At 60.4% G+C, this 22,929-nt stretch carries 18 protein-coding genes and 1 tRNA gene; 9 read left to right on the top strand and 10 right to left on the bottom strand.

Annotated features, from left to right (window positions below; translation table 11 throughout):
• Positions 1-59: 59 nt before the first annotated feature.
• Both AB3L03_RS27230 and AB3L03_RS27225 read left to right on the top strand, forming a co-directional pair.
• Positions 60-458: a hypothetical protein gene (locus AB3L03_RS27230; RefSeq protein ID WP_094183477.1), complete on the top strand. Its 399-nt coding sequence runs from the start codon at positions 60-62 to the stop codon at positions 456-458.
• Positions 459-1,858: 1,400 nt separating this feature from the next.
• Entirely contained in the window at positions 1,859-2,074 is a 216-nt protein-coding gene (locus tag AB3L03_RS27225; protein WP_083926613.1) for a hypothetical protein, read from the top strand.
• A gap of 1,296 nt (positions 2,075-3,370) precedes the next feature.
• Here the strand turns inward: AB3L03_RS27225 and AB3L03_RS27220 are convergent.
• From AB3L03_RS27220 to AB3L03_RS27210, 3 genes are all read right to left on the bottom strand, one after another.
• Complete coding sequence (locus tag AB3L03_RS27220; RefSeq protein WP_018460464.1) at positions 3,371-3,709, bottom strand: ABC transporter substrate binding protein; 339 nt, start codon at positions 3,707-3,709, stop codon at positions 3,371-3,373.
• A complete protein-coding gene (locus AB3L03_RS27215) occupies positions 3,706-4,014 on the bottom strand; it encodes a hypothetical protein (protein WP_157643160.1) in 309 nt (102 codons plus the stop codon). Before AB3L03_RS27215 ends, AB3L03_RS27220 begins: the two co-directional genes overlap by 4 nt.
• Positions 4,015-4,396: 382 nt before the next feature.
• Positions 4,397-4,867, bottom strand: a complete 471-nt coding sequence (locus AB3L03_RS27210) for a nuclear transport factor 2 family protein (protein WP_018460466.1) — start codon at positions 4,865-4,867, stop codon at positions 4,397-4,399.
• Positions 4,868-6,230: 1,363 nt separating this feature from the next.
• Here AB3L03_RS27210 and AB3L03_RS27205 point away from each other — a divergent pair.
• Complete coding sequence (locus AB3L03_RS27205) at positions 6,231-7,640, top strand: patatin-like phospholipase family protein (protein WP_368507303.1); 1,410 nt, start codon at positions 6,231-6,233, stop codon at positions 7,638-7,640.
• Between the two features lie 48 nt (positions 7,641-7,688).
• Here AB3L03_RS27205 and AB3L03_RS27200 read toward each other — a convergent pair whose 3' ends face one another.
• Positions 7,689-9,311: a hypothetical protein gene (locus tag AB3L03_RS27200; RefSeq protein ID WP_247454738.1), complete on the bottom strand. Its 1,623-nt coding sequence runs from the start codon at positions 9,309-9,311 to the stop codon at positions 7,689-7,691.
• A 35-nt stretch (positions 9,312-9,346) separates the two neighbouring features.
• Positions 9,347-11,038 (bottom strand): adenylate/guanylate cyclase domain-containing protein, encoded by a 1,692-nt coding sequence (locus AB3L03_RS27195; RefSeq protein WP_368507302.1) that lies wholly within the window; start codon positions 11,036-11,038, stop codon positions 9,347-9,349.
• A gap of 706 nt (positions 11,039-11,744) precedes the next feature.
• On the opposite strand from AB3L03_RS27195, the gene AB3L03_RS27190 reads away from it, so the two are divergent.
• Positions 11,745-12,767 (top strand): tyrosine-type recombinase/integrase, encoded by a 1,023-nt coding sequence (locus AB3L03_RS27190; protein WP_368507301.1) that lies wholly within the window; start codon positions 11,745-11,747, stop codon positions 12,765-12,767.
• Between the two features lie 61 nt (positions 12,768-12,828).
• On the opposite strand, the gene AB3L03_RS27185 is transcribed toward AB3L03_RS27190, so the two are convergent.
• The 5 genes from AB3L03_RS27185 to AB3L03_RS27165 all read right to left on the bottom strand — a co-directional run bounded on the left by AB3L03_RS27185 (position 12,829) and on the right by AB3L03_RS27165 (position 17,344).
• Positions 12,829-12,904: transfer RNA gene (locus AB3L03_RS27185), tRNA-Lys, on the bottom strand.
• Between the two features lie 189 nt (positions 12,905-13,093).
• Positions 13,094-13,717: a Spy/CpxP family protein refolding chaperone gene (locus tag AB3L03_RS27180; RefSeq protein WP_368507300.1), complete on the bottom strand. Its 624-nt coding sequence runs from the start codon at positions 13,715-13,717 to the stop codon at positions 13,094-13,096.
• A 196-nt stretch (positions 13,718-13,913) separates the two neighbouring features.
• Positions 13,914-14,918, bottom strand: a complete 1,005-nt coding sequence (locus AB3L03_RS27175) for a TRAP transporter substrate-binding protein (protein WP_085350209.1) — start codon at positions 14,916-14,918, stop codon at positions 13,914-13,916.
• Positions 14,919-15,088: 170 nt separating this feature from the next.
• Positions 15,089-16,651 carry a 2-isopropylmalate synthase gene (locus AB3L03_RS27170; protein WP_018457500.1) on the bottom strand — a complete coding sequence of 521 codons (1,563 nt, stop codon included), beginning with the start codon at positions 16,649-16,651 and terminating at the stop codon, positions 15,089-15,091.
• Positions 16,652-17,080: 429 nt separating this feature from the next.
• Positions 17,081-17,344 (bottom strand): hypothetical protein, encoded by a 264-nt coding sequence (locus AB3L03_RS27165; RefSeq protein ID WP_018457498.1) that lies wholly within the window; start codon positions 17,342-17,344, stop codon positions 17,081-17,083.
• 276 nt (positions 17,345-17,620) lie between these two features.
• Here AB3L03_RS27165 and AB3L03_RS27160 point away from each other — a divergent pair, with 276 nt between their 5' ends.
• The 5 genes from AB3L03_RS27160 to AB3L03_RS27140 all read left to right on the top strand — a co-directional run bounded on the left by AB3L03_RS27160 (position 17,621) and on the right by AB3L03_RS27140 (position 22,827).
• Positions 17,621-18,841: an SMP-30/gluconolactonase/LRE family protein gene (locus AB3L03_RS27160; RefSeq protein WP_368507299.1), complete on the top strand. Its 1,221-nt coding sequence runs from the start codon at positions 17,621-17,623 to the stop codon at positions 18,839-18,841.
• Between the two features lie 196 nt (positions 18,842-19,037).
• On the top strand, positions 19,038-20,222 hold the full coding sequence (locus AB3L03_RS27155; RefSeq protein ID WP_368507298.1) for a hypothetical protein: 1,185 nt from the start codon (positions 19,038-19,040) through the stop codon (positions 20,220-20,222).
• Between the two features lie 10 nt (positions 20,223-20,232).
• Positions 20,233-20,631, top strand: coding sequence for an FAD-dependent oxidoreductase (locus tag AB3L03_RS27150; RefSeq protein WP_368507297.1), 399 nt, complete (start codon positions 20,233-20,235; stop codon positions 20,629-20,631).
• A 5-nt stretch (positions 20,632-20,636) separates the two neighbouring features.
• Positions 20,637-21,335, top strand: a complete 699-nt coding sequence (locus AB3L03_RS27145; protein WP_368507296.1) for an NAD(P)/FAD-dependent oxidoreductase — start codon at positions 20,637-20,639, stop codon at positions 21,333-21,335.
• Between the two features lie 250 nt (positions 21,336-21,585).
• A complete protein-coding gene (locus AB3L03_RS27140; RefSeq protein ID WP_368507295.1) occupies positions 21,586-22,827 on the top strand; it encodes an ABC transporter substrate-binding protein in 1,242 nt (413 codons plus the stop codon).
• Positions 22,828-22,929: the final 102 nt, after the last annotated feature.

The following is a 22,929-nucleotide window of genomic DNA, read 5'->3' as shown; positions in this document are numbered from 1 at the left end:
GGCACCAATCCCTCCCGACGCAAAAATGAGATATCCTGCCCCGACTCAGGGAGCCTCCCATGGCTAAAAAATCAATAGTCGAACGAATTTCAGACACTGTAAAAGAGATCGTGGACACCGCCTCGACTGCAGCCGCGGATGCTATGAAGCCCGATCCAGAAGCGGTTGCCGGAGTGACCAACGAGCAAGTCTACATTCCTGAAGCGACCGATGCTGCCGCTGTTCCGCCGCCGATCATCACTCGGAAGAAGAAGCGCGTTCCTGCCCCTATGAGAGCTAACAGACGGGTCGCAGCTGCTCGTACAAAGAAGACAGTATCCGCGGCGAAGAAGTCTGCCAAGAAGCCGGCTAAAACGCCACCCAAGGAGGCTGCAAAGAAAGCCGCACCACAGAAGGCGACCAAGAATTCTGCGTCTAAGAAGACCGCGAAGAAGAGCAAGAGTAAATCGAAGCGCTAGCGCTCCTTCGCGGAGCAGTTCGTTGCGACCACCAGAAACGACTCATGCTTTACTTCTGCGGCGCTCGGGTCTTCCTCCCCGTGTTCGTCCTTCACAGCCCGGCCGTCCTGACAGTCGGGGTAGAACCTTGTGATCCCCCAATGCGATGCCTTCACAACGGCTGAAGCTTTCTAGCCGGTTACTTTCACGTCTCGAACTGGGACGGGCGAAACCACATTTCTTTCAGACTCCTCTCCTAAGCATTACGCAGGAGGCCGATGATGAAGCCATCAGAGATTTACAAAGAGAACGCAGACAACTGCGCAACGCTCGCTGAAGGGGAACCATCTAAGAATAGTCCGGCTTACAAGCGGTACCGGCGCATGGAAGAGGCGTGGCGAGCTTTAGCCGAGGAGCAGGAATGGCTAGATGGGGAAGTGCCCCCCGTCGGGTCAAACCGAGCCGACACAACGAAAAAGCGGCCCGGTTAGGGCGGCTACGTCGGAGCATTCAATAGGTTGCGAGGTACTTCCGCTTTGATGGTGGCATGTCCCCTCCTGCTAGACGCCACACGCCAACGCACGCCGACGGCCGAGCGCTCAAGATCACCTTCGGCGAGATGCGCGAGATGGGCCTACGCGGTGTCCTGGTCTGCTGCCACTCCGGCCACAACGTTGCACTCAGCGCCGCTCGCTGGTCGGACGATGTTCGCCTGTCTGATATCGAGGCGCGTTGTGTATGCGCCGGATGCGGCAACCGAGGGGCTCAGGTCAGACCGGATTTTAGCACCGGCAAGCCGCCGCAGTTTGCGAGATCGAGCGCTCGTTGGAGGAACGAACGCGCAGAGGAAAAATTGCAGGTTTTGTTAGCTCTCTTCTTCGAGCTGGCGGAGCGGCCCCGGCATCAACCCTCAAGCCCCCAAGCCGGGGTCGTCTCTCAGTGCGCCAGCTTCCGCTGAATTGCCAACATATCCCGGATAGCTTCCGACCGCCACCCTTTCATCTGCCAAATTGACATAGGCGACCGCTAAATCAAACTGGGCGCCAAGACGGTCCTGGAAAAAGCCGGCCCCAGGCAGATGATTCCTGAGGCCGGAAGTTCTACGCGTCCGCTCCGAGACATCGCCCGGAGCTGGAGGCGAACGCACCCAGATTGCCGAATGTTCCCGATCCCCATGGACCTGAGAGCCGGGGCACTGATGCACGTTAAGCCTTCTGCCGATTGTGAAACTGATCATATTGCGAGCCAGAGATGCTGCGGTACGATCATCGCACCGGGGTTGGCTGCATATTTCACCTAGTCGTTTTTGACCCGGAATTTTTGACCGCGCGGGCCGCAGCAGCAGTCCCCCTGCTGCGGCCTTCGTGATCACGGCTCTTAGTACCAATGACTTCGCGTCCTGTGCCATTGGAGAAGGTATTATGCCCAAAGAGAAAAATTGCCTGATTGTTCGTGCTGCGGGAAGACAACTGGACCTGTTACGCGGCGAAGCCTCCCGCATCGCAAAAGGCAGTAACGTCGATTGGTGGATCGATCAGGCAGAGGTCGGCACTCGCTTTTGCTTCGAGGATACAAAAGCAAAAGAGTCATTCGCTCTCGCTTGTGACAACTTCGGTATTCCCTGCCAAGACGGCTAGTCCGCAGTTGAGCTGTAAGCCAGCGGCAGGGCCGCACAACCATCATAGCAGTCCAGCCCTATCCGGCTCCCGTGCCTGGAGGTCCGCACCTGATCCGAAGCACGTGAACCGAGCCCGTCAGCGCCGGCGCCGACAGCGGGCCATGAAGCAACGCACTGGCCGAGATAAGGGCCAAGCTGTTCCCGTCTGAACTCGTTGTCACCCGCTCTGAGGCCATCGCACTGAGATCAGATTGCGCTGTGTAGAGCGCGCCTGAATGGGGCGCGAGATCAGAACCAGGTGCGGTTATTTTGGAAGCATGCCTGTTTGGTGCGGTCCCAGATGAAATCCCCGCCGCCGCAGGGTGGACGGGGGCGAGCGGTCGCCGGGCATTCGTTCCGAACCTTGGCTCCCGTGCCCCAGCCGTCGACGACACATGCGCCACCGGTTGTCCTATGACAGCCCTCGCCACAGCCACCCGCTGCGTGCGCCCCACTAGCAGCAGCCAGAACCGTGGTCGCGAGGAGCATTCCTTGTAAGATTTTTATCACGCCAGACTCCTTCGAAGCGAATGACCCGAGCGAGAAGGAACAGATCATAACTCCTGCCGTGCCTCTTAGCTACGATCAGCGCGGCGCGAAGTCCGCGGCTCCACACGAACCGCTCGATGGCTGCGCTCCCCGTTCGAAGCTGTTGATCCAGCATCTTTACAAACTACAACCAGGTCAGCACAGCTGCATTTTTCGAATCATCCACCTGTCTCCGGACTGGAGGGACGTTCTGTTCCCGAGGCGCGTGTGAGCCACTTTGCCTCGGTCCTGCTCTTGCTGGCCAACTTGATGCTAACGCTATGTTTCGGCTTGGCAGCGTGGCGCGTTTCCGACGAGGGGACGCTGGTAAACCCGTAGCATTGGCCTAGGCTGGATGCAAACCTCGGCCAACTGACATATCCGCGTACCCCTCGCATTTTGATCTCGCGGGCTGCTGAGCGCAGGCGACCACCTGCCCCGCTATGCGCCGCGACGCTGCTACGCTCTCAACGGCGAGGCGGTCCTGAAGCATATGACGTCTAGAGTGGGTCACGAGCGGCCTTTGGTGTCCCAGGCTGCTCACTTCCGCTTGAGCTCCGGGGACCATCATCAGCGCCGGTCAGAATGTCCGAGATGGGCCCAACAGCAGACTCGTGCAGCGCAGAAGATCGTCGTTCAATCACCTCGGCCGAGCAGCGTCGCAGGGAGATCGATGCCGAGCGCCTTGACCTTCGAGAACATCGGAATGCTCCCGGTCCTCAACCCGGAGGTCTGCAATCGGTGGTCATTAGCGGACAATCAACTCGTCAGCCCTCGCGACCAAATGCTGAGGAACAGATAGGCCCATATCTTTGGCAGCTTTGAGGTTGATCGCAAGATGGAATTCGCTCGGCCCTTCGACGGGCAAATCACTTGGCTTTGCCCCGTTGAGGATCTTCTCGACGAAATATGCGCCCCGACGCCATATTCCATCAATTGTAGGACCAAAGGCAAGCAGTCCGCCGCTCTGCACCCATTCTCGATATTCATGGGCGTTCGGAATTTTGTTTTCTATTCCGAAGTCGACAATCCTCTTCCGATCAAAGACGAACATCGGATCGGTGACGGTAGTCATCGCATCAATCATCGGATCCTGCCTTTTGCGCAGGATTGAAGCAAACGCGACCTCAAATTCCGGCGGTGAACGAACTTCAAACGTTCCACGATCACGTCGACATTCTGCCGGACCAGATCGGCAGCCATCCCAGGCAGAAGTTCCGAATGTCCTTTTGCCTCCCGCCATTCGATGGTGAGATTGTTGCCCTCCGAATAGCCGCGATCACTTAATTCGCGAACGAAGCCGTTTACCCAAGGATAGCTGCTCAAATTAGCCGTCAGATATCCAATGCGGTAAATCTTTTTAGATTGCGCGCTTGAGCCGCCAGCGGCCACACCGCAGCGCCGCCGAGTGCCGTTATGAACTCGCGCCGCTTCATGTCTGATGCCTCGGCAAAGGTCGAGACAACCTATCACTCGCCCCAAACTAACACATTGTGACTGGCCGGCCATGACTTCTGCCACAGAATCTCGAGTACGCCTGCCAGCCGCGCGATGTGCGGTGCGGGTTCAAAAGCGAAAACCTCAACGCGAGCATATTCAGTCCGCTAAGCCCCATGAACGGACCTCAATGAGACGTGGATGGGCCACTTGCAGACATCGCGCGAGCGGTGTGCATTTCGAGGCAACCGTATTTCGCTTTCGGACGCGTGCAGCAAGATCAAACGCCCACCCTCAAAGAGGATGGGCGCGTGGTGACTTACGACATGATGACGTCCTACTTCTTCTCGGCGCTGGCTTCCTTAGCTGGAGGCGGCTTCATGCCGACGGTCAACTGGCGGATTTTTAAAGCGCCGCCTTCACGTATGTCGATGGCGCCCCAGAACACTGTAACCTTGGTGGCGTCGCCGCTCTTAGGGTCCTTACCGAAGATGTCGGTCTCGCCGTTGGCAACGACCAGATCGTTGTTGATGACCGACATGTTGCCGACTCTGATCTCTATATGATCGGTGCCGTTCTTGAAGTTGTTTTCGTATACGGTCTTGAGATCGGAAAACACACCGCCCGGGTTGATCTGGACCCCGTCCTTTGTATAGAGCGCAGCGACACAGGCCGCGTCTTTCTTGGCGACGCAGTCGGTGTAGGCGACGGCTAATTTTTCGGCCTCCTGCTTGACCTCATCGGCCAGTGCCGGTGCAGAGATGAAGGCGGAAGAACACAATGCCAAGAGCAATGAACGTCGCTTCATAGCAACTTCCCCTCTGGTTGTGATGCACAATTGCATCGCGACGTCCTCCTGACGTAGGACGTCGCGTTGCATTTGTTCCGAAGGGCATTCTTTCGTTAGGCTTTAATACTACTGGCTTGTGAGTATATGCCATTTTGCACGGCTTGGCGCGCGCCTACCTTGATCATCTACGACGGGGGCGGGCATTCCTCGATAATGCGGCGAATGCGGTCGGGAAAGACAGGCAAGTTGACGCATGTGACAGATGAAAGTGTCTTGCTCGACGCGCGCGATGGCCTTGTTATCCAGATTGTTTACCAAAGCGGCCGGCAAACGGCCCAAGCAATTGCTGGATCGCTATCACGCGGCCAGAGGCACGCACATCCCGATCCAGCTACTTGTGCGCGACCGCACCGCTCGATAGGCCCACTAGTGAGAGGGAGTCTCGGAACTCGGCCTGCGGGACGCATAATGCGTTGCACTATCACTGATCTTGTCGGGGACCCATTCCTCCGCGGTTGAGTCCCAATGATGAGTGTCGTCGAAGTGTTTCCAGAGTGGCCGCTTTGGCTTGCTTTCACCCTTCTGTCGGTTTGCATTCAGTGTGCGGAGTTGGACGACGAGCACCCCAGCCATCATCACCCATTCGCGAGCGCTATATCGGGAGTTCCATTTGATTGCGGCGAGCATTGGATGCCTCCTTTAAAGTAAGAAGCCTCTGCCACATTAGGGTGGGCCAAGAATGCAGGGATATAAACTACCTCACAGTTTGCCAACATCTTCGACATAGCCGCGGGCGATCTCACTGCGCGGCGACTGTAACCTACGTTCGTTCGGTACTCGGGCGTCATTTGCCGGGCCATCAAAACGCCCGCGACGATGTGTAGGATTGTTTTTTGGTCGCAAAGGCACGTCTCTCTTAGAGAGTGGATTTTATCGATCGTAGGTGCGCTCTCCATGGAGGTCAGCGCATGCTCCGTCCAAGGACGACTTCGGGTCAAAATGCGAAGAACTCAACCGGAGCAAATCTGGTCCGCCTTGCCGTACAGAGCGGACCTCAACGAAGCGCTCAGCGAGTTCGCTGAGGCGCCATTACCGGAAGTCACGAAATGGACTACAGCTACTCCTACTACCGTCAGCGATTAATATCTAACGCGAACTGGTTCACACCAGTACGAGAGGGTCAAACGTAATCGCACGATACCAAGTCCTCGCGCTCCTAGCGTATGTGCGCTAGTTCGATGCGAAGGTCCAAGAAAGCGTCGAATATCCACCTCAACCGCGCTTTCCAATGATCCCAAAAACGATTAATCTCTTCCTCTTCACGCAATTCGGAAACTCGATCGGAGAATAAGCCACACGATAAAATAGATGGGAGGAACCAATGGTGAAGAGAGCGATTACGCTCGGCGGCGGCGGACCGGCAGCAGGGCTACACATCGGGGTTCTGAAAGCACTTGCTGAGGACGGCAAGACGTTCGACGATAAGTCTGATGTGTGGGCGTTGTCCTGCATCGGCGCCTGGGTTGGCATCGTCTACAATCAATTCGATGAAGAAAAAATCAAAAAAGAAAACAAAAGCAGAGCCGAGCTGACCTATGAATTCTTCAGGGACGGCGTGTTTCGGGACGATGAAGGCTATGAGCGTTTCCCCATAAACACCGTATTCGGGACGGATTGGAACGCCAACATCAAGGCCTTCCAGGACTTCGTCACCGATCCCAAAAGTTACAGTGATTTCCGATGGCAACCGTACAAAATGATGGAACAGATCCAGGGCAACATGTCCGCTTGGTTCAATCGTCTGCCTCGTGGTGAACAACCCTTCAAGGAATGGCGCGAAGGAGACATCAACAACTGGATACTCAATAAGGTGCTCGCACCTAATCCACTTGTCCGATACCTCACCTCCCTGATGTACTTGTCCAAGGTCAACGGCCTATCCAGGATCAACTATCCGGATAGCGAGTTTATGAAGAGCATAAACTTCGACGAGCTGAAAAAGGACGGTATGCCACACATCTATCACAACGCCTGGAATCTCGACGAACAGAAGCTGGCGTTGTTTTCCAATCGTCGGATGAAGGAGGACGAGAAAAAGCAGTACAGGGGAGCTATCGACTCACGCAGCCTGTGTGCGTGTTCGTCTCTTCCCTTCGTCGAAGGGACGGTTGAGATCGACCAAGTTACATATTGCGAAGGGGCGTTAGTCGATACTGTGAACTTCGATAGCTTGCTCGAGGAGCACCCTGATTTGGATGAAATCTGGGTGAGCCGGATCGTCGATGCGAAGCAAATCCGCGTTCCGGAAAATCTTCACGATGCACTAGCAAATCTCTGCCAACTGTTTGCGTCAACGGTCGGTGAGGATGACGTCAAGCTTTTCAAATATCACGTCAAAGAGGCGCACACACTCGACAGAGCAGCCGAAGCCGGAATACTTGAGAAAGCGGTCGAGTGCGGGATGCTCGACAAACCAGCCGTGGACAGGAGGAACGGGAAAACGCCTTGGAGAGGCGTAGTCGTCGAGATTCACGTGCCGGGGCACATCAATTTCAAGTGGAACCACAGCAATCTCGAAAATTCGATAACGCTAGGATACGCCGCCGCTAAACAAGCAATCGATGCATTTAACAAAGCGGAAAACGAGATTAAGGCGAATAGTAAAGACGACAAGCTGCTCAAGCCCATTTTCATAAACGAGAATCCACAGGACGACCCGAATTGGTTAGAGCTGCGAGATCGTACTTATGCGGCTCTAAAGAGGGCGGCTAGTGGTGCCAAGCCCAAGTAAGCAGATCGCGTTGCGATTTAAATCTGCGCAAGCGTTGTCCCGGCTTGATCACCGTAGCCCATCGAGAAGGACCTTTGCCACCTTTAGATCATGCGTCTCGAACCCTTCGGTGAAGCTGGCATAAATCGGCGCGAGAAAATTAAGCGCTTCCTCGCGTCTGCCCTGATGGATCCACAGAGCAGCTTGGTCCGTTGCGGCGCGGAGCTCAAGCGTCCTGGCGTGTTGACTTCTTCCCGTGCTCAATGCCCGGTCGAGCAGCGCCTGCGCCTCGGCTTCCACGGCCGGTCCACCGCGGGCGACCAGCACCCGTGCCTTTAGACGATACAGTTCGGCTTCTAGGATTCGTTCGCTGTTACGGTTAGCTGTAGCTAGGCCGTGCTCGATCAACTCCAGCGCGGCCTCGTAGTCGTGACTATTTAACAATGGCGGACACAACAACACGTCGAGCGCGGTGATGGCCAGCTGATAACCGGCGCTGCGATATCCGTCCAAGACGGCACCGATCTCCCCCAGTGCGCTGGGTGAAGGATCGAGCGAAGCCACGCATATGCCCCGAAGGGCGCGCGCCAGGCGCCATTGCCGGAATCCATGTTCCTCGGAAAGGGCGATGCAACGTTCGGCATGACCTTGCGCGACCAGGAACTCGCCGCGAAGCGCGTGAAGAATGCATGCGTAGTAACAGGCATACGCCTGGGAATGCGGATGACTTATAGCGTCTGCGCGCCGAATGGCAGCGTCCATTCGCACAATTGCCGTATCGGGCTGGCCGAGCAGCCAGAGCGCCCACGACATCAGCGCCAGGTCCGCCACGCCGGCATCCTGGCCGGCCGAACGCGCCGCCAGCCTGTCGTCCTCGCTGCTCGCCTCGAACGCTTCATAGGCGCGTCCAATCGCTTCATGGGCACCGGTAAGCTGTCCCATGAAGAGGCGGATCATTGCCTGCCCGCGCATCGCGTTGAGCAACGCCGGTAGATCGTCGCGCGCTTCGGCGAGCTGGAGCAGGGCCGCGATCGTTTCCTCGGCGACCGGCAACTCACCGCGCATTACGCTCGCAGTGGTCAACCAGAACATCACCTGGAGTTGCTCGGGAGGGTCTCCCAGGCGCTCGCACAGCTCGCGCGCGCGGGCAAAGGTTGCCATCGCCTTGTTCGAGGCTGGCCCTTGCGTAGCGATCAGGCAGGGCCCAAGGGCGAAGTGGAAGGCAAGTTCCAGCTTATCCTTTCCGGCGCCTTCTGGCAGATGGCCCGAGGCCTCGATACCCCGCTGCAAGTGTGCGATGGCTTCAAGGTTGGCCGAGCGCATGGCGGCCTTCTTGCCTGCCTGCAGCCAATATGCCTCCGCCTTTTGAAACAGGCCGGCCTCTGTCAGATGATGCGCAAGAGTTTCGGGTTGAGTCTCCACAAGGTCCGGGAACCGTTGCTCGAAGGCACCCGCGATCGCAGCATGCAGCGCTGCGCGTCGGCTCTTCAGGAGTCCCGAGTAGGCAGCGTCACGCACAAGCGCGTGCTTGAAGGTATAGATTGCCTGCGGTATCTCGCCCCGGCAGAATATCAACTCCGAGCGAACCAACTGAGCAAGCGCCTCCTCAAGTCTCTCTTTTGACAACCCGGCTACGGTGCTCAGCAGTTCGTAGGAGAACTCGCGACCCACCACAGCGCCGATCTGAGCCACCTCCCTCACTGGAGCCAATCGATCGAGCCTTGCCATCAGCGATGCGTGCAAACTCGTTGGAATCGCCATCGGGGGAGAGGACGGTTGAGGACGTAGTGATCGTCCTGTTCATTTAATAGCCCGGTTTCGAGCACCGTCTTGGTCAGTTCCTCCACGAATAGGGGCACGCCATCGGTGCGGGCGAGGATCTGGTCCATTACCTCTTCCGGGAGCGTCTTGCCAGCGGTGACGCGCTCGATTAACGCCGCCCCGTTGCGTCGGTTCAGCCGCGTGAGCGAGATCGTCGTCACATGCGCATGACCTGGCCACGGCGGAGTGAACTCTGGCCTCGCCGTGATGAGCAGCAGCCCCCGAAGCCGGGGTAGGTGTTCCAAGGTCATCGTGAGCAGCTCCAGCGACGTCGGATCTGCCCAATGGACATCCTCTACAATGACGAACACCGGCTGTCTTGCGGCCAAGCCAGTTAGCTGGGACAAAAACGCCGCTAACGTTAGCTCCTTGCGCTTCTGCGGGCTCAGCTCTGGCATACGGTAGCGGTTACTCGGTGGAAGGGACAGAAGGTTGGCCAGAGGTAGCAACACGCGGTCGGCATCAGCCCGCACGAGCAGAGCCTCGAGCTTAGCGAACTTCTCTGCGGGCGGGTCGCCCCGCTCGAACCGGGCAGCGCGTTCGAGCTGGCGGGTGAAAGGATACAGCGCACTGTTGGTGTGGTGCGCCGAGCAGAACTGGCGCACCGTTATATGCGGTTCGCCTTGGAGCCGCTCCTCAAGCGCCAGCGCAATGTGCGACTTGCCGATACCGGGCTCTCCGGTGAGCATCACCGCGCAACCTTCGCTACGCCTGGCGTGCTGCCAGCGACGCAAGAGCATCTCGATTTCCTCGTCACGCCCGATTGGCGGCGCCAATCGAGATTTGTGCTGTGCCTCGAAGCGGCTTTCCACTTCGGTTGTTCCCAGTACCTGCCAGGCTGGCATTGGCTCGGCCCATCCTTTAAGCGCGACAGGGCCGAGATTGCGGAACTCGAAATGCCCATCAGTGAGCCGGTGCGTACTTTCGGAAATCAGCACGGTACCGGGATTGGCGAAGGTCTGCAGGCGCGCAGCCAAGTTTGGCGTCTCGCCAATGACCGTCTGCTCTTGAGCTGAACCTTCGCCGGTCAAATCGCCCACGACCACCATACCGGTAGCGATGCCAACGCGAACCTGCAGCTCGGTGGCGGGTTCTGTCCGGAGGCTAGCTACGGCATCGACCAGCGCCAGCCCGGCGCGTGTCGCTTGTTCGGCATCATCCTCGTGGGCCTGGGGATAACCGAAATAGGCGAGCACGCCATCTCCCATGTACCGCGCGATAACCCCTTCATTCCTGGCAACAACCTCTGCGATGCAGCGGTGATAGGTGCCCATTACGGCCCGCAGGTCCTCCAGATCAAGGCGGGCCGAAAGTGCCGACGAGCCGACCAAATCGCAAAACATGATTGTAAGCTGACGCCGGCCGGCGTGATCCGTCGAGGCCGGCTTAGCGCCCGCTTGAGGCGTTCGCAGGACCTCTCTCTGAAGTTCTACGATCGCGCGCAGCATCTTGCGGCGATGCCCAAGCAGGACGCCCAAATCCTTTAAATCCTGCTCCGTGAGATCGCGAACGACCGAGAGGTCGATGGCGTTTTCGCGGAATCGCTCGGCGTACTCGCCCAAACCGATCGATGCTAGCCACTCTGCAATACCTGCCATGGTATACCTATGGCTTATACGATGAGAATAGCACATTGGAGAGGCTTGCGAAGGCACATCTGTCGACCGAAGCGCCGGACGTCTTGCCCAATGTAACACAGTGGCCCAGGCGAAAAGTGAACGCCGCTGGGCGCGATGTCTGTTAGGGGTCAAAGTGCGAAGAACTCAACCTAAGCAAATCTGGTCCGCCATGCCTCATTAAGCGGACCTAGTCGAGATGTGCCGGTACTTCGCTAACGGGCCATAAGCGGGCAATCAATGCATGCCTCGTTAAGGGACCAGAAGCCCACATACCGAACAGCTCCCCCTCATCACCGAATCCCTTGGCACCTGGAGCTAAATGCGTAGACTGGGTCCGACCGAGCCAGGAGGGAGATTTGGCGATAGAGCGGCCAAATCGACGGCTGACGACGATCCTGGCGGCCGATGCAGTCGGCTAGCCCCCGCTGCAGCTTGCACGCTATCGGCTTCAGATCGACCTTGCGTTCGTTCAGCGACCTCGCACAGTTGATGTCGACTAGGGTGAAGAAGAAAACCTTCCTATCGGTCGCCCTAGTGGTGTTGTCGTAGCCAAAGTAAGGCTCCAGTTCCTCGCAGAGGAAATGGGCCCAGCATATCCGTGCCGAGCGACAGACCCTGAGCGGCGTAGGCGACGCCAAAAACTGCGAGACAGAGGGTGCGGCCTTGGACGAATGGAGGATGAACCGTGCGCGTCGTTCTGAAAGGAATTCATAAGGTCAAGAGACGGCTCGCAAATGGCGAGACGAAAGTACATTGCTACGCATGGCGTGGGGGCCCCGCCATCCATGCGCAGCCCGGTGCGCCAGACTTCGTTCGAGAGTATCACGATGCGCATGCGAGCCTTCGGCAGCCCCGCGCCGGCACCTTCATGACGATCGTTGCGCAGTACAAGGCCGCACCAGAGTTCACCGGACTAGCGGCATCGACCCGTCGTGCGTACCTCGCCTACATTAAGCTGATCGAAGATGAATTCGGCGACCTGCCGGTGGCAGCTCTGGCCGATCGTCGAGTGCGTGGTGAGTTCAAGGCCTGGCGCGACCTGTTCGCCGAGACACCACGTAAGGCGGACTACGCCTGGACCACGTTGGCGCGGATCATGTCGTTCGCAAAAGACCGCGGCATCATCGCGACCAACCCATGCGAGCGCGGGGGCCGCCTCTACGTAGCAGACCGCAGAGACAAGATTTGGACCGAGCAGGACATCGCAGCGGTTCTTGCGATCGCCTTTAGCGAGATCCAGCCCGCCTTAGTCCTGGCGTTGTGGATTGGCCAGCGCCAAGGCGACTTGCTGCGACTGCCCTGGTCCGCCTACGAGAACCCCTACATTCGCCTGCGCCAGTCTAAAGGCGGGCGGCGCGTCGCGATGCCAGCCGGCGCGCCTTTGCGAACCCTTCTCGATATCACCGAGCGCCGAGGCCCCCTGATCCTGACCAACACGCTCGGTCGGCCATGGACGTCGGACGGCTTTCGCACGTCCTGGGGAAGGGCATGTGAGCGCGCCAGTATCGGTGAACTGACCTTTCACGACCTGCGCGGCACGGCAGTGGTGCGCCTCGCAATCGCAGGCGCCAGCGTGCCACAGATCGCAGCCGTCACAGGTCATTCGTTGAAAGACGTCGAGGCCATTCTCGATGCGCACTACCTCGGTCGCGACATTCAGCTCGCTGAAGCTGCGGTGGTGAAGCTCGAAGCGAGAACAAAACTGTAAACGGTGGTGTAAACGGCGCTGGTTTTGCCGTTTGCTCAGCCCGCTAAGTGTTTGAATTATATGGTGGGCGCACCAGGGCTCGAACCTGGGACCCGCTGATTAAGAGTCAGCTGCTCTACCAACTGAGCTATGCGCCCGAAAGGCGGTTAAAGCCTTGCGAGGCCGGTCGTTTAGCAAAGCGATCCGGGTCTGGCAAGCGATGGCTCGTAAGTTTTCCAAGGGTATGCCAAGGCTTTGCCAAGGGTTTGCCCACATCCCCCAAAAAAGCGAAAAGCCGCTGGATTCCAGCGGCTTCGCCAGGGTTGATCGGGGCAACGCTTGCAGGCTCAGAGCCGGCTCTCGCGGTCCCGGTCCGGGCCATCGTCGCGGTCGAAACGGTCACGGTGGAAGTGGTCCATGCCGCGCTCCATCATGCGGTCCATGCCACGTTCCATGAAGTGGCGGCGCTGGCCGTCTTCGCCGCCACCGAACGGGCCGCGGTGGCGGGTCAGCACGGCGAGGCGCCGCTTCTGGCCCTCGTCGAGGGTCTTGTAGAGCGGATCGGCGGCATCGGCGATCTTCTTCAGGGCCGCCGACGTTGCCCCCATGTCCTCGGCGCGCTGACGCAGGCGGGCGACCGGATCCTCCGGCCTGACGGCGTCCTTGTTAGCGTCCTTGCCGGCATCGCCGGCGCCGGCATTCATCCGCGCATTGGCGCGGTCGATGCGCAGCTTGGCGAAGTCGCGCACGGCGGCCTCGACCGGCGGCCACAGCTTTTCCTGGTCGGCGTTGAGCTTCAGCCCGGCATGGACGGCAGCGATCCGCGCGTCGGCCATGGCGGCGCGGTCTTCCGGGTTCATGCGGATGTGGCGCATGTGCTCGTGCAGCCACGGGCGATGATACTGGGCATAGACCGCGCCCGAGCCGGCGATGCTGAGCACGGCGATGGCGGCGATGGTGAATTTCCTCATGCGAACTCTCCTCTGGAAGGATGTCGTGAGGATGAGCGCAGCGCGGGTTGCGCGCAACTTACAACTTGGACAGGGAGCGCGTCCTTTCCAAGATGTAACGCTCCTGAATTTTAGTTCAGTCGCAATCGGAAATCATTCGCAACAAAAAGGGGCTTCCGCGCCCGGCACGGAAGCCCCCATTCATCATCCGTTCAAATCAGTTCGTCGTGCTCTTCGCTTCCTTCTGGAATTCGTCGATCAGCGGCTGGCCGACGCGGCCTGCGGCGTCCTTGTAGACCGGCTCCATGGCCTTGCGCATCGCCTCGTCCTGCTCCGGCGTGAGCTTGATGATCTCGCTCTTGCCGCTCTTCCTGATCTCGGCGAGCGCGTCCTCGTTCTCCTTCTGCGACTGCGTATTGTTGAAGTCGGTCGCTTCCTTCATCGCCTTCGTCAGCTGGTCGCGGATGTCGGCCGGCAAATCGTCCCAGAACTTCTTGTTCACGATCACGACGTAGCCGATGTAGCCGTGGTTGCTCTCGGTGATGTACTTCTGCACCTCGTGCATCTTCTGGGTATAGATGTTCGACCAGGTGTTCTCCTGCCCGTCGACGACGCCGGTCTGCAGCGCCTGGTAGACTTCGCCGAACGCCATCACCTGCGGCAGCGAGCCGAGCGCCTTGAACTGGGCCTGGAGCACGCGCGAGGACTGGATGCGGAACTTGACGCCCTGATAGTCGGCCGGCGTCACCAGCTTCTTGTTGGCGCTCATCTGCTTGAAGCCGTTGTCCCAATAGGCGAGGCCGGTGATGCCCTTCGGTTCGAGCAGCTTGAGCAGCCTGGCACCGAGCGGACCTTCCGTCACCTTCCGCAGCGTCTTCAGATCAGGCAGGATGTAGGGGAGATCGAATACCTCGAACTCGCGGATGCCGAGCGGGCCGAACTTGGAATTGGACGGCGCCAGCATCTGCACGCTGCCGAGCTGGAGCGCCTCGAGTTCTTCCTTGTCCTTGTAAAGCGTCGAGTTCGGGTAGATCTCGACCTTGACCTTGCCGCCGGTGTACTTCTCGGCGAGCTCCTTGAATTTCTCCGACGCCTTGCCCTTCGGCGTGTCGGTGGCCACCACGTGGCTGAACTTGATGATGATGGGCGACTGGGCCGATGCCGGCCCGGTCAAGCCAAGTGCCAGGACCGCGATGGACGCAGCGATCGCGAAGGTGCGCATAATCTCTCCCTGTTGTTATTTGGGCCACCGGGCGCGCGGGTGGCCTATGCCGTCAGCATCAATACAGGTCGACATCACCAGCTGCTATTGGTCGTTAGCAGGGCAGCCATTCATGGTGAACGCCGCAAGCACCGCCTCTCCCGCTTCCGGAAGAGGCGGTAGTAGCAACCTCAGCTCGCCGCCGCGGTCGTTACGGTGTCGCGCTGGCGTTTCATGACGATCTTGTTGAGCGCGCCGAGATAGGCCTTTGCTGAGGCCACCAGCGTATCCGGATCCGCCGCGCGCGCGGTCATCGCGCGTCCCTCGTGCGACAGCCGCACCGAGACTTCGGCCTGCGCGTCGGTGCCTTGGGTCACGGCGTGGACCTGGTACAGCTCGAGCTTGGCTTCGTGCGGCACCAGGCGCTTGATGCAGTTGAACACGGCATCGACCGGCCCGTTGCCTTCGGCCTCCTCGATCTTGATCTGGCCGTCGACATCGAGCTTCATCGTCGCGCGCTGCGGGCCATGGGTACCGGCGATCACGGTCAGCGAGGTCAGCTTGATGCGGTCGTGCGAAGCCGCCATCTCCTCGTCGACCAGCGCCTCGATGTCCTCGTCGTAGATGTCCTTCTTGCGGTCGGCCAGCGCCTTCATCCGCGTGAACGCATCTTCCAGCTGGTTCGGACCGAGCTTGTAGCCCATCTCCTCCAGCTTGTGCACGAAGGCGTGGCGGCCGGAATGCTTGCCCAGCACCAGCGAGGACTGCTTGAGGCCGACCATCTCGGGCCGCATGATCTCGTAAGTGGAAGCGTCCTTCAGCACGCCATCCTGATGGATGCCGCTCTCATGCGCGAACGCGTTGCGGCCGACGATGGCCTTGTTGTACTGCACCGGGAACGAGGTCGCCGCCGACACCACCTTCGAGGCGCGGGTCAGCTGCGTCGTGTCGATCTTATTCCAGAAAGGGAATTTGTCGTTGCGCACGTTGATCGCCATCACGATCTCTTCCAGCGCGGCGTTGCCGGCACGCTCGCCGATGCCGTTGATGGTGCACTCGACCTGGCGCGCGCCGCCAATGACGCCTGCCAGCGAGTTCGCCACCGCCATGCCGAGGTCGTTATGGCAGTGCACGGAGAACACCGCCTTGTCCGAGTTCGGCACGCGCTCGATCAGCGTCTTCATGAAGTGGGTGTATTCGTCGGGCGTGGTGTAACCGACGGTATCAGGAATGTTCACCGTGGTGGCGCCAGCCTTGATGACGGCTTCGACGATGCGGCACAGATAGTCCATCTCGCTGCGGGTGCCGTCTTCGGCCGACCATTCGACGTCGTCGATCTGGTTGCGGGCGCGCGCGACCATGGCCACCGAGGTCTCGAGCACCTGCTCCGGGGTCTTGTTCAGCTTCACCCGCATATGCAGCGGCGACGTCGCGATCACGGTGTGGACGCGGCCACGCTTGGCGAATTTCACCGCTTCTGCGCAGCGGTCGATGTCGGCCGGATGGGCACGCGACAGACCGGCGATGACGGCGTTCTTGGAGCGGCGGGCGATCTCGCTGACCGCCTGGAAGTCGCCTTCCGAGGTAATGGGGAAGCCGGCCTCGATGACGTCGACGCCCATATCGTCCAGCATCTCGGCGACCTCGAGCTTCTCCTCGAAGGTCATGGTGGCGCCGGGGCACTGCTCGCCGTCGCGCAGGGTGGTGTCGAAAATGATGACGCGGTCCTTATCGGACTTGTTCACGGGGGCCATTTGAATTTCCTTTTGAGCTTTTTGCGCCGTCAGTCTTCTCGGCGCTTGAGGTGTCCGGTGATCTCGACCAACCCCTGAGCGCCCAGGCGCATGGCGCCCAGCCGGCCCTCAGGGGCAAGTAAGAAGAAGCCCGCCAATCAGGAGGGTAGGCAGCAGCGCGGCCGGGATCGCGGCGGCGGCAAGAGCCACCTCCCCCGAAATCCCATCGATTTGGCCGCGAATCAGCATTACCGGACCCTTTGAGCCCTCAAATCCTCGGTCAAAACCGTTGACGGTTGGTTGCCGGGAGGCTCGATGCGTCGTTTCTAGACGAGAAATGGCAGCAACCGCAACGCCAAAAGATGGACAGAAGGGCTGACATGATCGCAGCGCCGGATGCGTGACCGGTGCCAATTGTTTGGCCGACCGAACGCCGGCAAGGCGGTCAAGCTATGCCGAGCGGCGAGCGCGAGCCCTGCTCTCCCAGCGGTTCAGCATCTGACCGAGCTCGCTGGTGGCAACCGGCGTAGCCGTGCCAGCGATCGCGATATCGTTGGTGTTGGCTGGTGCGTTGGCACTGAGCCAATCCGGCTCGCTGTACTCACGCCAGCGCCGCGCCTCGGCTCGTCTTTTTCGGGAGACGTAGTCGCGGGTGAAATAGCCGGCCGCAAATGCAATCCCGAGCAGCAAAACCAGTACGACGACAGCGACCACAGTAAACTCCGACTTACGCCCCGAATGACGTTCTGCCAGCATCGCGCAGGAGGTCAAGGCTTGACATTCCCCTGCTTGGCAATGTCCCGAAGACAGCTCCGGTAAACCCCGTCACGCCTGATGAATTTGTCGTTTCCATGTTCGACGTTGCAGCGCTTTGCCGCCCCGATCTCGCTGAGGATGCGTACCTCCCCCTCGCAACCGTCATCGGACCGGACTAACCTTGCCCTGCTCGGCCGGATCAACCGGCTAGCCGAACATGACCGGGAGGACGCGATGACACGCCAAAAGCAGCGTGACCAGGATGCTGCGCTTTCACGACGAACGCTCGTTCAGGGGTTTGCGCTCGGCGCCGCCACTTTTGCCGGCGCCGGCTCCGCGCTGGCCCAGACCGGACCAGCCGCGCCGCCGACGACGATTACCACCCCGCCACGCGATTTCGGTCCCAACGGCGCGCCGACCACCTATTTCTGGGACCCAGATGTCGTCACAGTCGATCCGTCCTTCAACGATCTCGCGCAGCCCAACACGGCGATCAAGCGTCTCTATACGGGTTTGCTGTGGGCTGAAGGCCCGGCGTGGAGTGCACAGGGCCGCTATCTGCTCTGGAGCGACATTCCCAACAACAGGCAGATGCGCTGGAGCGAAGACGACGGTCGCGTCAGCGTATTCCGCTCGCCGTCCAACAACTCCAACGGCAACTCGTTCGACTTCCAGGGCCGTCAACTCTCTTGCGAACATTTGACCCGGCGGGTGACGCGTTATGAACATGACGGCACCGCGACCGTGCTTTGCGACAACTACAACGGCAAGAAGCTGAACTCGCCGAACGATGTCGTCGCCCATCCTGACGGCAGCTACTGGTTTACCGATCCGCCCTACGGCGGCCAGCTCTACGAAGGTGAGCCCGATGCCGCGGGCGGTCCGAGCAATTCCGGCGGCAAGCTCAATCCGCGCATTGGACAGCCGGCCGGCTTCGCACCGGGCAAGCGCGAGCTGCCGACCAATTGCTATCGCATCGATCCTAGCGGCCGTGTCGACCTCGTCGTCACGGAGGAGCAGGTGCCCGACCCGAACGGGCTGTGCTTCTCCCCGGACTTCAAGAAGCTCTACGTCGTATCAACCGGCAAAGGCCCCGGCGACACCGGCCCCGGCGGCAAGGGTGAGATTTTCGTTTTCGACGTCGGCAGCGACAACAAGCTCACCAACCACAAGCGGTTCAGCGAGTGTGTGATCGACGGCGTGAAGTGCGGGCCGGACGGCGTGCGCTGCGACGTCAACGGTAATGTCTGGGCCTCCAGCAATGCCGGCCGCGCCGTCGGCTACAGCGGCGTGACGACGTGGTCGCCGGAGGGCAAGCTGCTCGGCCGCATCCGGTTGCCCGAAGTGTGCGGCAACATCTGCTTCGGCGGCCCCAAGCGCAATCGCCTGTTCATGGCGGCAAGCCAATCGCTCTATGCGGTGTACACGGCCACGCAAGGCGCCGGACCGGGCTGAGCCCGCGCAAGATCGCAAGCACGGGCGTCGGCGTGCACCGCCGGCGCCCGCGGTTCCCTGATCGCAATCAAGCTACGCCTCGGGCAAATCTCCGCCATCAATCCAACGAAGATTGAATCGCGCGGCAAGGCCGCAGCGCGGTGCGAAGGCATGATGCTCTTCGTTCTCGCGCCCGACTTGAACGGGGAGTTGCGCGATGCGCCGTATGCCAAACGACACCATCATCGTCAGCGTTGGGGACCAGCAATACGTGACCGAGTTCGGAGACCCGGGCCTGCCGAACGACGGCCGCGGCGGCAGCGACAAGATGATCGCGACCGTCGACGGGGGCAACGCGGTCCTGATATTCGTTGGCGACGACCAGACCCAGCAAGGACATTCTCACGGCGGAAACGACCATCTCGCTGCGACCGTCACAGACTTCGGGGACTACGTGTTCCTGGACGGCGATGCGCAGGCGATGTCCGGCGACGCCCATGGCGGCAACGATGTGCTTCATGTCGATGCATCGACATCGATCTACGCGACCCTCGGTGTTTTTGGCGATGCCGAAACCGCCATGTCGGCCGACACGAGCGGCGGCAATGACGTCGTCATTGCATCGATGGGAAACAGATCGTCCGGCGCGTTCAGCGGAGACTCCGGCAGTTCCATGAGCGATCATGCGCTTGGCGGCAATGATATCCTCAGCGTGACCCAGGTCGGCAGTTACGGCGGCGCTTCGATATCCGGCGACGCCCTCGTCTCCATGAGCGGCGATGCGCGCGGCGGCAACGACATCCTCAGCTACACCGTCGGCGCCGCCACCCGATCGGGAGGCGCGTCTCTGGTCGGAGACGCCGGCTATATGAGCGACGATAGCCGCGGCGGCAACGATATCCTGATCGCGGCTGTCAACGGCAACCCGGACTCCACGTCCATCGCGCTCGTCGGAGATGCCTCGAACATGTCAGGCAACGCGCATGGCGGAGATGATATTCTTCTCGGCAGCAGCCGCGACGATTTGCTGTATGGCGATGCACAGACCTACGCCCCGTTCACGGCCGGCTCGATCACGGGCGGCAAGGACATGCTGAATAGCGGTCGCGGAAATGACCAGCTCTGGGGCGGACCGAGCGACGACAGATTCGTCTTCGACAAGGGCTCGGGCCTGGACGTGATCAACGATTTCGACCAGGGCAACAAGGCTGTCGGCAGCACGGCGCGAGAGCATGATTTGATCAATTTGCGCGATTACGGCTTCGCAGACTGGACGGCGCTGAAAAGCCTGATCAGCGATGACAGCACAGGAAACGCGGTGATCCACCTCACGGCGACCGATACGATTACGCTGGCGGGGGTCCATACCGCGGATCTCCATGCGAAGGATTTCATTGTGTAAGGGAGCATTCATGCGCGTTGTGATCTGCGGCGGCGGCGTCATCGGCGCCTGCACCGCCTGGTTTCTCCGCCGCCGCGGCATCGACGTCATCGTCGTGGAGCGCGCAGACGTCGCGGCCGCAGCATCAGGCAAGGCGGGCGGCTTCCTCGCGCGCGACTGGTGCGAGGGCTCGCCGCTCGATGCGCTGGCGCGACGGAGCTTTGCGATCCATGCGCAGCTGCCGGAACAGATCGCAGGCGATTGGGGCTATCGCCCGATGACCGCTTATAGCGGCTTCGTTGCCGCCGATGGCCACCCGCGCCGGGATGCACCGTCCGCGCTCGGCTGGCTCAGCAACGGCGTCATCATCGCCCAGCGCATCGGCACGATGGAGACCGCCGCGATCGTTCACCCCAAAAATTCACCGTAGCCGTGATGAACGCGGCGCTCGCGGAAGGCGCCGAGTTTCGTCCCGGCCAGGTGACCGGCATCATGCGCGATGCGAACGGCACCACCGCGACGGGCGTCGAGGTCGACGGCGGCATCGTCGAGGCGGACGCCGTCGCGATCGCGATGGGACCATGGTCGCTGCTCGCGGCGCAATGGATGAGCCTGCCCGCCGTCTACGGCCAGCGCAGCCCGAGCATCGTGTACGACACCGGCACGGATGCGCCGGCCGATGCGCTGTTCCTGGAGTATGAAGAGAATGGCAGTGCCGTGTCGATCGAGGTCTTCCCTCGCGCCGACGGCAGCACGCATATCACCGCTCTCTCCGACATCGCGCCGCTTCCGCTGGATCCGGCTGCCGTGACGCCGGACCACGACGCGATCGCGCGCCTGCAAACCATGTCCGAGCGGCTGTCGCCCCTGTTCCGCTCCGAGAGGATCATTGCGCGGCAAGCCTGCTTCCGGCCGGTGACACAGGACGGCCTGCCGCTGATCGGCAAGGTGCCGCAAAGTGAAGGTCTGTATGTTGCGACCGGGCACAATGTATGGGGCATCCTGAATGCGCCCGCCACGGGCGAGGCCATGGCGCAATTGATCGCGGAAGGTGCGACGCGCAACGTCGACATCTCGCCATTCGATCCGGCCCGGCTCGCGCCGCTCGATCCATCGCTGCTGCAAGCGCGCTGAGCCGACGCGACGGCATCGCAATTCAGCGTTCCGGTTGCTGTGCGCCCGCGATAGCTGCGCATGCCTACCGACGAAATCTGCATGCCTGCGCGTGAAACGGGTCCGACAGCTTTCCTGCCCGCTATTGCCCAGCGCTAGACTTTAGTTCGTGCCTCACACTCCTGAACGCGGTTTCACTTGCCGAGAATGTCTCCGCCGGTATAGTCGCGGCACAATGGCTCATAAGAGGCCTGTTAAGGGAGAGAACAAGATGAAGAAACCGCTCTCTGTTGCGTTGCGAATAGCACTCGGTACCGCCGCGGCCGCTGTGTTGATGAGCTCAGGCGCGGCGCTTGCGGCCGACCCGATCAGGATCGGCGTGATCGCGGAAGCGCAGGCGATTGCCGGCGCCTCCATCCCCCAGGCGGCACAGCTCGCCGCCGACGAGATCAACGCCAATGGCGGCGTCGACGGCCGCAAGATCGAGATCGTCTCTTACGACAATCATTCCTCCTCGGCAGATTCAGTGCGCGCCTTCCAGCGCGCGGTGAACGAGGACAAGGTCAATGCGGTCATCGCCAGCTACATCAGCGAAGTCGTGCTGGCACTGGAGCCCTGGGCCTCGCGGCTGAAGACGCCGTTCGTCACGCCCGGTGCCGCCTCCAACGAGATCAGCAAGAGCGTCCATGCCGACTACGAGAAGAACAAGTACACCTTCCACGGCTATCTGACCTCCGCCGCGCTGGCGCTTTCCGTCTGCGACGGCGCCAAGGACCTGCTCGTCGACAAGATGCACATGAAGACCGCGGTCATCATGAGCGAGGACGCCGCCTGGACCAAGCCGCTCGACATCGGCTACGAGGAATGCCTGCCCAAGATCGGGCTGAAGGTGCTCGACCACATCCGCTTCTCGCCCGATACCACCGACTTCACGCCGATCTTCAACAAGATCGAAGGCTCCAAGCCCGACGTGATCATCACCGGGATCTCCCATGTCGGCGTGCAGCCGACGGTGCAGTGGAAGAACCAGCAGGTGCCGATCCCGATGTTCGGCATCTCCTCGCAGGCCACCAACGAGACCTTCGGCAAGGACACCAATCAGGCGGCCGAGGGCGTACTCTACCAGGGCGTCTCCGGCCCAGGCGTCGCGGTGACGCCGAAATCAGTGCCGTTCGCCGAAGCCTTCAAGAAGAAGTTCGGCAACTATCCCTCCTATGCCGGCTACACCGCCTATGACGAGGTCTACTACATCGCCAATGCGGTGAAGCGCGCGGGCTCGACCGACGCCGACAAGCTGGTCGCCGCTCTGGAGACGACCGACTGGGAAGGCACGATCGGCCGTGTCCAGTTCTACGGCAAGGACGATCCGTTCACGCACTCGATCAAATACGGCAAGGGCCTGATCACCGGGCTGATGCTGCAATGGCAGGACGGCAAGCAGAGCGCGGTCTGGCCCAAGGAAGTCGCCAAGGTCGACGTCAAGTTCCCGAGCTTCATCAAGCTCTCGAACTAGCAGGACACGCTCCCGGGACCAGCTCCCGGGAGCTTCCACATGCGGCCCCCGCAGCACGTTGCTCCAGCAACATCGTCTCTCATAAATCGGATTGCCAACCCT

Source organism: Bradyrhizobium lupini, from assembly GCF_040939785.1.
GTDB lineage: Bacteria > Pseudomonadota > Alphaproteobacteria > Rhizobiales > Xanthobacteraceae > Bradyrhizobium > Bradyrhizobium canariense_D.
Note: the sequence above shows the minus strand (reverse complement) of the source record. Positions and strands in the feature narration are given on the sequence as shown.